The 14,261-nt window shown below is 43.3% G+C and carries 11 protein-coding genes and 1 pseudogene; 5 read left to right on the forward strand and 7 right to left on the reverse strand.

What is annotated here, in order from left to right; all coding sequences use genetic code 11:
* Positions 1-5: 5 nt before the first annotated feature.
* Positions 6-4,568 carry a glutamate synthase large subunit gene (gene gltB / locus Q5C82_RS05385; RefSeq protein WP_003220328.1) on the reverse strand — a complete coding sequence of 1,521 codons (4,563 nt, stop codon included), beginning with the start codon at positions 4,566-4,568 and terminating at the stop codon, positions 6-8.
* A gap of 145 nt (positions 4,569-4,713) precedes the next feature.
* Here gltB and gltC point away from each other — a divergent pair, with 145 nt between their 5' ends.
* Complete coding sequence (gltC, locus tag Q5C82_RS05390) at positions 4,714-5,616, forward strand: glutamate biosynthesis transcriptional regulator GltC (protein ID WP_003220330.1); 903 nt, start codon at positions 4,714-4,716, stop codon at positions 5,614-5,616.
* Between the two features lie 53 nt (positions 5,617-5,669).
* Here the strand turns inward: gltC and proB are convergent, their stop codons facing one another.
* From proB to rtp, 3 genes are all read right to left on the reverse strand, one after another.
* Entirely contained in the window at positions 5,670-6,785 is a 1,116-nt protein-coding gene (proB, locus tag Q5C82_RS05395) for a glutamate 5-kinase (protein ID WP_003220333.1), read from the reverse strand.
* The gene (gene proC, locus Q5C82_RS05400) at positions 6,782-7,675 is read right to left on the reverse strand and encodes a pyrroline-5-carboxylate reductase (protein ID WP_079996383.1); all 894 of its coding nucleotides are present in this window, start codon (positions 7,673-7,675) and stop codon (positions 6,782-6,784) included. Before proC ends, proB begins: the two co-directional genes overlap by 4 nt.
* A 145-nt stretch (positions 7,676-7,820) precedes the next feature.
* On the reverse strand, positions 7,821-8,189 hold the full coding sequence (gene rtp / locus Q5C82_RS05405) for a replication termination protein (RefSeq protein ID WP_003220337.1): 369 nt from the start codon (positions 8,187-8,189) through the stop codon (positions 7,821-7,823).
* A gap of 304 nt (positions 8,190-8,493) precedes the next feature.
* On the opposite strand from rtp, the gene Q5C82_RS05410 reads away from it, so the two are divergent.
* Positions 8,494-9,711, forward strand: coding sequence for a cytochrome P450 (locus Q5C82_RS05410; protein ID WP_003220340.1), 1,218 nt, complete (start codon positions 8,494-8,496; stop codon positions 9,709-9,711).
* Between the two features lie 31 nt (positions 9,712-9,742).
* On the opposite strand, the gene Q5C82_RS05415 is transcribed toward Q5C82_RS05410, so the two are convergent.
* Complete coding sequence (locus Q5C82_RS05415) at positions 9,743-10,459, reverse strand: 3-ketoacyl-ACP reductase (RefSeq protein ID WP_003220342.1); 717 nt, start codon at positions 10,457-10,459, stop codon at positions 9,743-9,745.
* A gap of 158 nt (positions 10,460-10,617) precedes the next feature.
* Here Q5C82_RS05415 and Q5C82_RS05420 point away from each other — a divergent pair, with 158 nt between their 5' ends.
* From Q5C82_RS05420 to Q5C82_RS05430, 3 genes and pseudogenes are all read left to right on the forward strand, one after another.
* Positions 10,618-10,923 carry a DUF948 domain-containing protein gene (locus tag Q5C82_RS05420; RefSeq protein ID WP_003220343.1) on the forward strand — a complete coding sequence of 102 codons (306 nt, stop codon included), beginning with the start codon at positions 10,618-10,620 and terminating at the stop codon, positions 10,921-10,923.
* Between the two features lie 69 nt (positions 10,924-10,992).
* Positions 10,993-11,765: pseudogene (locus Q5C82_RS05425) on the forward strand (hypothetical protein).
* Positions 11,766-11,807: 42 nt separating this feature from the next.
* Positions 11,808-12,341, forward strand: a complete 534-nt coding sequence (locus Q5C82_RS05430) for a GNAT family N-acetyltransferase (RefSeq protein WP_003220347.1) — start codon at positions 11,808-11,810, stop codon at positions 12,339-12,341.
* Positions 12,342-12,528: 187 nt separating this feature from the next.
* Here the strand turns inward: Q5C82_RS05430 and Q5C82_RS05435 are convergent, their stop codons facing one another.
* Positions 12,529-13,521, reverse strand: coding sequence for an ABC transporter permease (locus Q5C82_RS05435; RefSeq protein WP_003220349.1), 993 nt, complete (start codon positions 13,519-13,521; stop codon positions 12,529-12,531).
* Positions 13,515-14,261 (reverse strand): ABC transporter permease, encoded by a 747-nt coding sequence (locus Q5C82_RS05440; protein WP_032727201.1) that lies wholly within the window; start codon positions 14,259-14,261, stop codon positions 13,515-13,517. The genes Q5C82_RS05435 and Q5C82_RS05440 overlap by 7 nt, the downstream gene beginning before the upstream one ends.

A 14,261-nucleotide genomic window follows, 5' to 3' on the forward strand; every position in this document is an offset into this window, starting at 1 on the left:
CTTCCTTACTGCACTACCGCTTGTTTTTGTCCCGATGTTGCTGTATTCTGCTTTGGCTTCGTGTTGGCTTCAAATGCGAACATCACGGCTTCTTCATCTGATAAACCTGCAGCTTTTTGCTCTTCGATGCTTGCAAGCATTTGTTTATAGTTTTTCGGAATGACTTTGACAAATTTTTTCACGCTGTCTTCCCACTGATCAAGCAGGTCTGCAGCTTTTTGGCTGTTTGTATACCCAGCATGTTTTTCAAGCATTGCTTTGATTTGTTCGATTTCTTTCTCATCCTCTAATGATTCAAATAAAATCATTTCAAGGTTGCATTTGCGTTTGAACGCTTTTACATCTTCGGCGAGAACATAAGCGATGCCGCCGGACATACCTGCCGCGAAGTTTTTGCCTACATCACCGAGTACGACAACACTGCCGCCAGTCATGTATTCACAGCCGTGATCACCGATACCTTCTACCACCACGTTCACACCGCTGTTCCGAACGGCAAAGCGTTCACCCGCACGTCCGTTAATGTATGCTTCTCCGCTTGTCGCGCCGTAGAACGCCACGTTACCGATAATGACATTGTCATCTGACGCAGAATTAAATCCTTCCGGTGACTTAACGATGATTTTTCCGCCAGAAAGCCCTTTTCCGACATAATCATTTGAGTCTCCGTCCAAATAAAGCGTCATCCCTTTAGGAACGAAGGCTCCAAAGCTTTGTCCGGCTGATCCGGTAAACTGCAGCTTGATCGTATCTTCAGGAAGCCCTTCTTCTCCGTAGCGTTTTGAAATTTCACTGCCTGTTATTGTTCCGGCTACACGGTTTGTATTGTTGATTTCGATAGAAACATCCGCTTCTTTTCCAGACTCAATGGCTTCTTGTACGGCCGGGAGAATCGCTGTGATATCAAGTGATTGATCAATTTTATGATTTTGCGGCGATTGGAACATTCGTACGCCTTCAGGCTGATAAAGAAGTGTAGACAAATCAAGCTGGCTTGCCTTCCAGTGCGCCTTCGCCCGTTCACTCACATGAAGTACGTCAGTGCGGCCGATCATTTCATCAAATGTCTTGAAGCCTAACACAGCCATGTACTCACGAACTTCTTCAGCAATGAACAGCATATAGTTCACAATATGATCAGGATCGCCCATAAACTTTTTGCGAAGCTCTGGATTTTGTGTCGCTACACCGACAGGACATGTATCCAAATGGCAGGCACGCATCATGACACAACCGAGTACAACTAACGGAGCCGTTGCGAAACCGAATTCTTCAGCTCCGAGCAAGGCAGCCATCACAACGTCCCGGCCCGTCATGAGCTTTCCGTCAGTTTCTAATACAACACGGTCACGGAGTCCGTTCAGCATTAATGTTTGATGTGCTTCTGCGAGGCCAAGCTCCCACGGAAGCCCTGTATGTTTAATACTGGTTTTCGGAGAGGCACCTGTACCCCCATCGTAACCGCTGATTACAATGACATCTGCAGTCGCTTTGGCAACACCTGCAGCGATTGTACCTACGCCTGCTTTTGACACCAGCTTCACGCTTATTCTTGCGTCACGGTTGGCATTTTTCAAATCGTGGATCAGCTGGGCTAAATCCTCAATCGAATAAATGTCATGGTGAGGCGGTGGTGATATTAATCCGACACCAGGCGTTGATCCGCGGACATCGGCAACCCAAGGATATACCTTATTGCCAGGCAGCTGCCCGCCTTCACCCGGCTTAGCGCCTTGCGCCATTTTAATTTGCAGCTCATCTGCATTGACGAGGTAATGGCTTTTGACACCGAAACGTCCGGATGCAATTTGTTTGATTGCACTTCTTCTGTCATCTCCGTTTTCATCTGGAACAAAGCGTTTTGGATCTTCTCCGCCCTCACCGCTGTTGCTTTTTCCACCAAGACGGTTCATTGCGATTGCTAAAGCTTCGTGAGCTTCCTTACTCAAGGATCCAAATGACATCGCACCTGTTTTAAAGCGTTTGACAATCGATTCAGCGGATTCGACTTCTTCTAATTTCAGCGGCTTTTGGTTTCCGTCAAATCCGAACAAGTTCCGTAAAAATCCGATTCGCTCTTCATCTGCCGCTTTTGTATATTGTTTAAACAGATTGTAATCATTTCGGCGGCATGCCCATTGCAAGGTATGAATCGTTTTCGGGTTAAACGCGTGATGCTCTCCACCGTTTCTCCATTGGAAGTCACTTCCTGATTCAAGCGTTTTGCTGTAATCATCCTGATACGCTTTCAGGTGGCGGCGCTGCGCCTCTTCCGCAATTGTTTTTATGTCGATGCCGCCGAGCTGTGATGCAGTACCTGTGAAATAGCGGTCAATTACATCACGGCTGATTCCTACCGCTTCAAAGATTTGGGCGCCTCTGTAGCTTTGTACAGTTGAAATCCCCATCTTGGACATGACTTTTACGACACCTTCAGTAATGCTTTTTCCGTATTTGCTGACCGCTTCTTCATAGCTGATATCTAAACGTCCTTCATCAATTTCCTGCTTGTAGGTCGCATAAGCGAGATAAGGATTAATCGCATCTGCACCGTAACCGATTAATGATGCAAAGTGATGCACTTCACGCGCTTCTCCTGATTCCACAATAATGCTGACTTTCGTACGCAGCCCTTTGCGGATTAAATGCTGATGCAGTGCGCTGACTGCCAGAAGCGGCGGAATTGGTGTCAGGCGTTCGTTCATCTTTTTATCTGATAAAATTAACAGGCTTACGCCTTGGCTGATGGCTTTCTCTGCCTGTGTGAACATGTCCTTTAATCCGCGTTCAAGATCCTCTGAAAACAGCACATCGATTTTTTGGCTTTTTAAATCCGGATGAACAATCGTTTTTAATGCGTAAAACTGTTCATTAGATAAAACAGGTGTATACAGTTTAATTCGGCGAACGTTTCGCTCACTCGGGTGAAGAAGATCACCTTCTGCACCGAGCCAGGTCATCGTTGATGTCACAAGCTGCTCACGAATCGCGTCGATTGGCGGGTTCGTTACTTGTGCAAACAGCTGCTTAAAGTAGTTAAACAGTGATTGTGCATGGTCTGACAGAACAGCAAGCGGCGCGTCATTTCCCATTGAACCGAGAGGATCTTTACCTTCTTTAATGACAGGAATTAAATATTTTTGGATATCTTCATATGTGTATCCGAATGCCTTTTGGCGAGTAAGTAGATCTGTAAATTGTTCTTCCTCTCTTGATTCCGGATCAGGATTCACTTGCACAAGCTCTTCTTCAAGCCACTTTTGGTACGGGTACTCCGTTGCAATTTGTGTTTTGACTTCTTCATCCGAGATAATGCGGCCTTCTTCCAGATCGATTAAAAGCATTTTTCCAGGTTCGAGACGGTTTTTATATAAAACGTTCTCCTGTTCAACTTCAATAACGCCTACTTCAGATGAGAAAATAATATAATCATCTTTTGTTACATAATAACGGGCCGGACGGAGACCATTCCGGTCAAGAATCGCACCGATTTGTTTTCCGTCAGTAAATGAAATGGCTGTCGGTCCGTCCCAAGGCTCCATCAGGGAACTGTGGTACTCGTAGAACGCTCTTTTTTCCTTAGACATATGCGTATTTTCCGTCCATGGCTCAGGAATGAGCATCATTGCTGTATGTGCCGGTTTGCGTCCAGCCATCACGAAAAATTCAAATGCATTATCTAAAATGGAAGAGTCACTGCCGTCAGCATTTAAAATCGGCAGAATCTTGTTTAAGTCCTCACCGAAGCTTTCAGATACAAATTGCTGCTCACGGGCTCTCATCCAGTTGATGTTTCCGCGAAGGGTGTTGATTTCACCGTTGTGTACCAAATAGCGGTTTGGATGCGCTCTTTCCCATGTAGGGAATGTGTTGGTGCTGAAACGTGAATGGACAAGCGCAAAAGCAGAAACGAATGATTCATCCTGCAGATCAGAATAAAACGCATCAACTTGCTCAGGTGTTAAAAGGCCTTTGTAAACGATGGTCTGGCTTGAAAGACTGGCAAAATAAAAATCAAAACCTTCCGTTACTCCCCAGTTTTCAGCTTGTTTGCGAATGACATACAATTTTCGTTCAAAAGACAAATTGTCCTTCAGATCAGAACTTGCACCGATAAATACCTGACGGACAAACGGACAACTTTTTTGCGCTACTGTTCCGATTTTTCCGACATTTACAGGTACAGTTCTCCATCCAAGAACAGCTTGGCCTTCTTGTTCAATCAGTGCATTGATTTGTTTTTCGATTTTTTTTCTTTCATCTTCCTTCTGTGAGAAAAAGACCATTCCTACCCCGTAACACCCTTTTTCCGGCAGATTGATGTCTTTGCACTCTTTCCTAAAGAAAGCATCAGGGATTTGAACCAGTAAGCCGGCTCCGTCTCCTGTATCCGGATCACTGCCTTGGCCTCCTCTGTGGTCTAGCTGGCAAAGCATCTTAAGCCCTTGTTTGACGATGTCGTGAGTCTGCTTGCCCTTTAAGTGCGCATATAGGCCGATTCCGCATGCATCATGTTCAAATTCAGGACGGTAGAGACCTTGAGCTTTTGGCATTTGATTGTACGTCATAATTCCTCTCCCCCGATCAATTTCCGATAATACCGGTCATAAAATCTAACACTCTATAATCATTGTAGGTTTTCAAAACGATATAAACAATATATAATTTAGATCAAAAGAATCTCAAAATGAGATAGATGGATGTGAGACAAACATGGAGCTGCGCCAACTGCGTTATTTTATGGAGGTGGCTGAAAGAGAACACGTTTCAGAAGCCGCTGATCATTTGCATGTGGCCCAATCAGCAATCAGCAGACAAATTGCAAATCTTGAAGAAGAATTAAATGTGACTTTATTTGAGCGTGAAGGGAGAAATATCAAACTCACGCCGATCGGAAAAGAATTTTTAATTCATGTGAAAACGGCTATGAAAGCCATCGATTATGCGAAAGAACAAATTGATGAGTATCTCGACCCGCATCGCGGAACGGTAAAGATCGGCTTTCCTACAAGCCTTGCCAGCCAGCTTTTGCCGACTGTCGTTTCAGCATTTAAAGAAGAATATCCGCACGTCGAATTTTTGCTGCGCCAAGGCTCCTATAAGTTTCTGATTGAAGCTGTCAGAAACCGCGATATTGATTTGGCTTTATTAGGGCCGGTGCCGACGAATTTCCCTGACATAGCAGGGAAAATTTTATTCACAGAAAAAATTTACGCGCTTGTTCCATTAAATCATCCGCTTGCCAAACAAAAAACGGTTCATTTAATCGATTTGCGCAACGACCAATTTGTATTGTTCCCGGAAGGATTTGTGCTTAGAAAAATGGCAATTGACGCTTGCAAACAAGCCGGCTTTGCTCCTCTCGTTTCTACGGAGGGTGAGGATTTGGATGCCATCAAAGGATTGGTGTCCGCGGGAATGGGCGTTACTCTTTTGCCTGAAAGCACTTTTGCTGAAACGACACCTCGTTTTACTGTGAAAATTCCAATTGAGTTCCCTCAAGTAAAACGGACTGTCGGGATCATTAAACCGAAAAACAGAGAGCTTGCTCCGTCTGCGAATGACTTTTATGAGTTTGTCATTCAATTCTTCTCTAAGCTGGAGCAGTATCAATAAAAAAAACGAACCCGAGCTTCTATAAGAAGAAGCTTCGGGTTTTTTACTGCAAATTAATTGACAGGCAAAGATAAATTCACATGGCAAACAAATGCTTCCTGATCTATCACAGCTTTGTTTATCAATTCTTCCTTCTTATCCGGTTCTTGAAGCTGTACAGAAGAATAATTGACAATTCCGAGCCCGATTTCTGCCCCTTGTGAATCCATCAGCCGAACAACTGATCCGCTTTTGAATTTTCCTTTAATCTCCTGTACACCGTCCAGATATAGACACGATTGGCCGTTTGTTATTTTTCGGGAATAATCATCTGATAAAATCATTTCACCTTCCGGGCCGGAATTAAAAGCGATCCACTGCTCCTTTTGATTCAACGGAAGCGTTCCCTCTGCTTCAAAATAGGTGCCTTCCGCTTCTTCATGAACGGCTTGATATAAAATATCGCCGGCATCTGCCTGACCGAGAAATCCTTTAATTCCGGATGCCATTACGATTTTAAACGCATCAAGCTTAGAGCGCATACCGCCAGTGCCGACGCCGCTGCCAGTGTCACCTGCACACGCTTCAATGTCAGGCGTTATTTCACTTACCCGCTCCATCCTTTTCGCTTCTGGATTTGTACGCGGATTTCCGTCATATAAACCGTCGATATCTGATAAAATCACAAGCATATCTGCATCAATTAATCCGGCGACTTTTGCTGCGAGCGTATCATTGTCGCCAAATTTGAGCCGATTGACGGTAACTGTATCATTTTCGTTGATAATCGGGATGATGCCGCGTTCGAGGAGTACATTCATTGTATTCCGGACATTGTTATACCGATATTCATCAGAAAAATCGCTTCTCGTAATTAAAATTTGGGATGCAACATAGCCGTGTGCCAAAAACAGCTTTGAATAAGCTTCCATCAGCAGGCCTTGGCCGATTGAGGCTGATGCTTGTTTTTCCGGAAGCTTTTCGGGTCTTCGGATAAATCCGAGCTTCCGATATCCCGCCGCCACTGCGCCTGAGGAAACCAAAATCACTTCATAGCCGGCGTCTTTGAGTTTGACGACTTGGTCGACCAGCGCTTCTAATTTTCGAATGCTGATTTCTCCATGAAGGCTTGTTAATGAACTGCTTCCAATCTTCACAACGACTCTTTTCATGTTTGTATCAGGCGTCACTTTATCACTCCTGATAGCGGTGCCGCTGTTTTTTCGATATCGTCGCTGATTTCCTTTGAACGCTTAGCCGCATGCTTAATCGCTTGAGAAATCGCTTCTCCGCCGCCGCTCTTTTTCAAGGCTTGCAGCCCGGCAGCAGTCGTTCCGTTCGGTGACGTGATATTGTCTCTTAAGACCTCAGGCTGTTCTCCTGTTTCCATGAGCATTTTTGCGGCACCTAAAAGCGTCTGTGCGCCGATGCTTCGAGATAACTGTTTATCGAGGCCCGCTTCCTCGCCTGTCTTTTCAATGAATTCCATTAAATAATAAAAATACGCGGGGCCGCTGCCGGCAATTCCGGTGAATATGTCCATTTGATTTTCTTGGATTGTATAGACCTCACCCATGCATCCGAGCAATGCTTCAGCCAGCTTTTGCAGGTCTTCTGACACATACTTGCCAAGCGCAATGGCTGTTGCAGAAGCACCGATCATACTGGAGGTGTTGGGCATCACTCTGACAACCGGCTGTTGATTAAGCAATGATTGTTCAATAAAAGAGGTGGTTATGCCGGCTAGGACCGACAAGATTAATTGATGGGGTTGAATACGTGTTTTTAGTGATGACAGAGCGCTTTCAGCGTCTTTTGGCTTCATTGCCAAGATGAGCACATCCATGTCTTCAATACATATTTGGTTCGGTGAGGCGCCTTTGATTCCATATTGAAGTTCAAGTTCAGCTAATCGCTCTGTATTGCTGCGGTTTGTAACGCAGATGTTTTGTTTCGGGATTTTGTTGGCACGAACGATACCTGATATCATTCCTTCCGCCATAGATCCTGCTCCTATAAAGGCTACTTTTTTTTGATCAAAGATCGGTAACATCTCCTTTGTTCGCTTTTTTGTTCGCATTTTCACACGTTTAAAATGTTACCACGTGAGGAAATGATGTCAAGTGTGAAGGTCATCATTGATTTGTATTGTTTCTTTTCGACAAATATGTATAATGTAAAGCAGAAAACACCCGATGCAACTGCTGCGCGGGTGTTTGTTTCTATTAAAAATTATCTGAGAGCGCTTTTTCAATCAGTTTTTTACAGCGGTCCAGCTCAACTTTCAGCTGTTTTTTATATAGTTTGGCAGCCTCGTAATCTTTAAATTGATAGAGGACGACTTCCTGGAGCTTAGCCCCTTCTTTTTTTACTTTGATTTGCTTTAATATTCCGTCATCAAGAAGCTCATGCAAAGACCGGTATACTTCTGTATGATTTGGTTTAAATCCAATCTCTTTAAATTCAGACCGAAGCACCTCAAGCAGCTTTAGTCCGTAGAGCCTTTCTTGCTCTGTCATCGTTATCATATAAAGTTTTAAAAATGCGCGCTGTTTCACTAAAAAGCCAGTTGAACTTCTTTTTTCTTCTTTCATCCTATACACCCCTCCTTCTATCACTGAGAACACTATGTACTAAATATTCAATTTTATTCTATTGTTTTCCTTCTTTATAATATTAAGGACTGATAATCCAGTAATCTCATATTTGTTGTTTATTATTGAAGCGGGATACAAAATAATCAGTGAACATTTGGTTCACAGTTCACTTAGTTCTATTATAGTCGATTTTCACCGTATCTTCAATGTGAAACGATTGTCCGATTTACATTTTCTTTATTTTATGTCCATTGAATTGAAAAACTCGGTTTGGTAACGTATGGAGAAAGGAGATGATAGAATGACAAATCAAACTGCACGCTCTTCAAAAAAAGAACGTTACGCCAATCTTATACCCATGGAAGAATTGCACTCCGAAAAAGACCGGCTTTTTCCTTTCCCAATTTATGATAAGCTCCGGCGTGAGTCCCCTGTCCGTTATGACCCACTGCGGGATTGCTGGGATGTTTTCAAATACGATGATGTTCAGTTCGTCCTGAAAAATCCCAAACTCTTTTCATCAAAGCGCGGCATACAGACTGAAAGTATATTAACAATGGACCCTCCGAAACACACCAAATTACGGGCTCTCGTCAGCAGAGCGTTTACCCCAAAAGCAGTAAAACAACTCGAAACCCGCATAAAAGACGTGACAGCGTTTCTCTTACAAGAAGCACGGCAAAAGAGCACAATCGATATCATTGAAGATTTTGCAGGTCCCCTCCCTGTTATCATCATAGCTGAAATGCTGGGCGCTCCGATTGAAGACCGCCACTTGATTAAAACATACTCCGACGTACTTGTAGCTGGAGCAAAGGACAGCTCCGACAAAGCTGTTGCTGACATGGTCCATAATCGGCGTGACGGCCACGCTTTTTTAAGTGACTATTTCAGAGACATCCTGTCAAAACGAAGAGCTGAACCAAAAGAAGATTTAATGACAATGCTTTTACAGGCGGAAATCGATGGAGAATATTTAACAGAAGAACAGTTGATCGGTTTTTGTATTCTTCTTCTCGTCGCAGGGAACGAAACGACTACAAATTTGATCGCAAATGCAGTTCGCTATCTGACAGAAGATTCAGTGGTCCAACAGCAGGTAAGACAAAATACAGACAATGTTGCCAATGTAATAGAAGAAACGCTTCGCTACTATTCGCCTGTGCAGGCCATTGGGCGTGTCGCGACGGAAGACACAGAGCTTGGCGGAGTGTTCATCAAAAAGGGATCTTCCGTTATCAGCTGGATCGCGTCAGCCAATCGCGATGAAGATAAATTCTGTAAACCTGATTGTTTTAAGATTGACCGCCCTTCCTATCCTCATCTCAGCTTTGGATTCGGGATTCACTTTTGCCTCGGCGCTCCATTGGCCAGGCTAGAAGCGAACATCGCTCTTTCCTCCCTTTTATCAATGTCAGCTTGTATCGAAAAAGCTGCTCATGATGAAAAGCTTGAAGCGATCCCTAGTCCCTTTGTCTTTGGCGTTAAACGTTTACCAGTGAGGATTACATTCAAATAAAAAAGCCTGTCGCAAGACAGGCTTTTCATTTTTACGGATTTGTTGACCATAATCCCGCTGTTTTGATGAAAATTCGCGGATCTAATTTCAATTGTGCCACCATGTATTCAGCAAGATCTTCTGGCTGCATAACCTTTTCAGGATTACCGTCTGTTAAGTTCAAGTCAATAGACATATCACTAGCAACTGTGCTCGGCGTTAACGCGCTGACTCTGATATTATGCTTTCTCACTTCTTGCATAAGAGACTCTGTTAACCCGAGAACCGCAAATTTAGAAGCGCTGTAAGCACTAGTTGCAGCAGCTCCTCTTTGGCCCGCTGTAGATGAAATATTAATGATGTCTCCGGCTTTGCGTTCGATCATTTCCGGAAGCACCGCGCGAGTGACATGATACACACCCATTAGGTTGACTTGTATAATATTTTCCCACTCATCAGCTGACAGATCTAAGAAACCGCCAAATTTGCTGATGCCAGCGTTGTTAATGAGGACATCGATATCACCGAGCTGTTCTTTCACTTGAGCTACAGCTTGGTTAACCTGCTCGGCATCTTTTACATCTGCAGCGGCAAATGCTGCTTTTACACCAAGCGCTTTGACTTCTTCAGCCACTTTTTCAACATTTGCGGCAGTCCGGCCGATTAACCCGATATTTACGCCTTCTTTCGCAAGCGCAAGAGCTGTAGCGCGGCCTATCCCTCTGCCTCCGCCTGTGATAAGAGCGGTTTTATTTTGTAAACTTTGCAATTGAAGCACCCTTTCTTTGTTTACATATGTACGATATCACATTATAAGTACAATAAATCCAATACGCAAATCAAACGAACTGTACAAACATCATTTCTTCTGATCTTCTGATTAAAAAAGTGGAAACTGGGTAATGACATAAGAAAAGGAGTGAACATATGGTTATTGTTTATATCAGTCTCGCTGTATTGGCTATTTCTATTATTTATTTAGGGGTTAATGTGATTCAAAACAAGAAAAAAATAGAACCCGCACTAAAGGAGCTCACCTCTGTTACGCAGGCTATGCAAAAACAAGTCGAAGGATTAAAAACAGAAGCGCAGCTGCTGACGCAGAAACAAAAGAAGACTCAGCAGGATGTCCAAATGAAAAAAAATGCATTTCAGCAAACAGCTGCTGAAGTGAAGGAAGTTCCTCAAGCAGTCAAAGAGGTGTGGCAGGCAGGCCATTTAAATAGCAGATAAAGATGAATGATATCCCATTGTTACGATCAGAATGGACAATGGGATATTATTTTTTGAGGAGGCTTACGCATGATTATAAACCGAAGCTGCCTAAAGGAGTTCGCAGAGAAACTGCATTGTCTTCCTTCGTCTCTTACAAAGTCTGATTTACTTGATTCTCCATTTCGTCTCCATCAAGAAAACGAACTTGGCATCTACTATTCACCTCATAATGAATATATCAACCGGACTGCCTCTATTGTGATTGCCGGAATCACGCCAGGTTTTTTCCAGATGAAAACCGCTTACAAAACAGCCGCCGAAAGCCTGCGTCAAGGCCGGTCTCTTGAGCAAATGGCGGTAGACACGAAAAAAGCAGCGGGTCTCTCCGGTTCGATGAGGCATAACCTTATCACGATGCTGGATTTTTGCGGGCTGCCGCAGGCTTTCGGCATTCAAAGCGCCGCACAGCTTTTTGGAGACTTACGGCATATGCTTCATACAACTTCCATTATCAAATATCCTGTCTTCATTCAGCAAAAAAACTATACCGGTTACAGCCCGGCTATCACTCGCTCACCTATCCTAAGCACCTATGCTTTTGGGCACTTCCCTGCGGAGCTCAATAAAGTGACGGGACCGGCTCTTCTCATTCCGCTAGGAAAAGCCGCCGAAGCAGTCTGTGAAACACTGCTCAGCCATCACAGCCTTCGGAATTTTTTTTGCCTGCGCGGCTTTCCCCACCCATCAGGTGCGAACGGCCATCGTTTGAAACAATTCAGCAAAAACAAAGAGCTACTAGAAAGACAAATTCGGTCCTTTGCTTCCTCAGGTTTGAATTCACTATAGAAAAGAGGAAATAAAAGGGGTATGATAAACGAAACACAAACTTGGAGAGTGGTGGAATGTTTCCTGTATTAGAAACGGATCGGCTTTCACTTAGACAAATCAAAGATCAAGATGCAGAAGCCATTTTTGCTTGTTTTTCAAACCATGAGGTGACACGCCATTACGGACTTGAAAACATGACATCTATAGAAGAGGCCAATTCAATGGTTCAAACGTTTGCCGGCCTTTATCAAGAAAAACGCGGGATACGGTGGGGTATTGAAAGAAGAGACACCAAAGAACTGATCGGAACAATCGGCTTTCATGCTTTGGCTCAAAAGCATAGGCGTGCAGAGATCGGTTATGAAATCATCCCTGCACATTGGCGAAACGGATTTGCATCAGAAGCCGTGTCAGAGGTTGTATCCTACGGGTTTGCCGCCCTTGGACTGACACGTATTGGCGCAGTAGTTTTTACTGAAAATGATGCCTCAAATCGACTGCTCGTAAAAATGGGATTTCAAAAAGAAGGCGTCTTAAGACAGTACATGTATCAAAATGGAATCCCTTATGATACAAATATATATTCTCTTTTAAAATCAAGGGAATGAACGGACGGCATTCTCTCGATCTGTATGTACATCTCCTTCCCTTTAAATGTCCGAATCATGACCTGCACCAGCTATGACATCTTGATTCTTGATCACTTCCTTCAAGATTTTCACCCTTATGCGCTTATATAACTTACAAAAATAAAAAAGATGCATAGTGGTCTATGCATCTCATGTTCTATTTCCCCTATTCATAAATCCCTTTATTGATCCTTTTTCTTGTAATATAACCTCCAAGGAAACAAAACACAGCCGACCACATCAGAATGTAGACAACCTGAGTCTTGTATTCCCACATTGTATGCCCCATTTCCACTCCATGAATGAAAGTCATATACGCTTTTTGCGGCAGTATCGCACAAAGGTCATTCAATAATGGATGATGTGGAGCAAAAGAAGTAAAACAGCCTGACAATACACACGTGATCACACTGATACCGCTCGCCATCAAACTGATATTTCGCTCCATCACAGAAGCCATGAAGATAGCGAATGCTGTTCCAAGCATGATAAGAACACCCAGTAACCCGGCAAGAATGTCCAAACGGAACCCAATTCCAGTATGAAAGAATACATTTGTAATCACGACGGCCAAATAAGTGGGTATGTATAAACATAAAAACGTAAAGATAAACTGAACAAGCAAATATTTACCCACATGTACGGGAGACACTAAAATCCTTCTGAAGGTTTTGAGCATCCGGTCTTCTGGATATAACGAAGCCAATGCCACACCTTGCATCAATACAAGCATTACGATAAAGCCTAATATATTCGTTCCTGTTCCCCGTTCAGTCCTTAATTCATCCTCTCCCCGGTAGCTGCCCGGCATTTTTCCAGTCTCAAAAAATTGCTGAATCATTTTTTGATCAGCTTTACTTTTCAAAGTGGTCACTTTGTAATCACGTTGATTTTTTTCTACGATAGCTGCATATTTCCCTAACACCAGATCAGAAAACTTCGGCTTCTGATGTACCGGCACCACTATAAATGCTGAATCACTCGGCATATGGTGCACATCGTCCTGCTCTGTTACAAAAGCGATCGTTTCCTTGAAAACCGGTTTCCCGGAAAACATAATCGCAACGCCAATCATCAGAGGGATGATGATCAACGCAATGATGATAATGGCTTTTTTGGTAAGGATTCGCTCCCACCTGTTTTGAAATAAACTCAGCATACATATCCCTCCGGCTTAAATACAACATGCGAAACGCCAATACAAATGATTGAAGCAAATAATAGTCCTGACATAACAGGCAGCAGCATACTGAAATCGTGATCATATATGAGGCGAAATGAACATTCTGTTACCCATTTAACCGGAGAAAGAAGCGATATCTTATTGACGGTATCTCCAAATCTGTGAATCCCGAAAAATACACCGCCAAAGAAAACAAAAAAAGCTATCGGAATTTGCATGATCCCGTTCGCCTGTTCTTCATTTTTGAACAAACAGCAAAACATTGTCCCAAAACAGCAGCCGAAAAATAAAAATATGTACAATAAGAGCATGAAATATGGGAGATCCTGTCCTCCAAAGTTCAAATGAAAAACCGTATGTGCAATCAACACATTCACGCTGTGCATGATAATACTGAATATCCAGGTTGATAGTAATTTAGAAAGATAAATACTGGTTGTCGAAACCGGCGCATACACAATGCGAATGTTTGCTTTCTTCACCTTTTCCTCCATAAACGTATTAGAGGCCGTCATAGCGATCAAAGCCGCAGCGAAAATCATCATATTTACTCCGTAATAATCGTATGAACTGACACCGCCCGCTCCAAAGCTGTTTTTCGTAACAAAGCCCATGACCAGAATGAGAACGAATGGAAAAGCCGTATTGGCGATCACGAGAACCGGATTCCTTACAATATTCATAAGATCAAACGTTATCAATTTTAACAAACTCAT

The sequence above is a fragment of the uncultured Bacillus sp. genome (assembly GCF_958411575.1).
Lineage (GTDB): Bacteria > Bacillota > Bacilli > Bacillales > Bacillaceae > Bacillus > Bacillus spizizenii.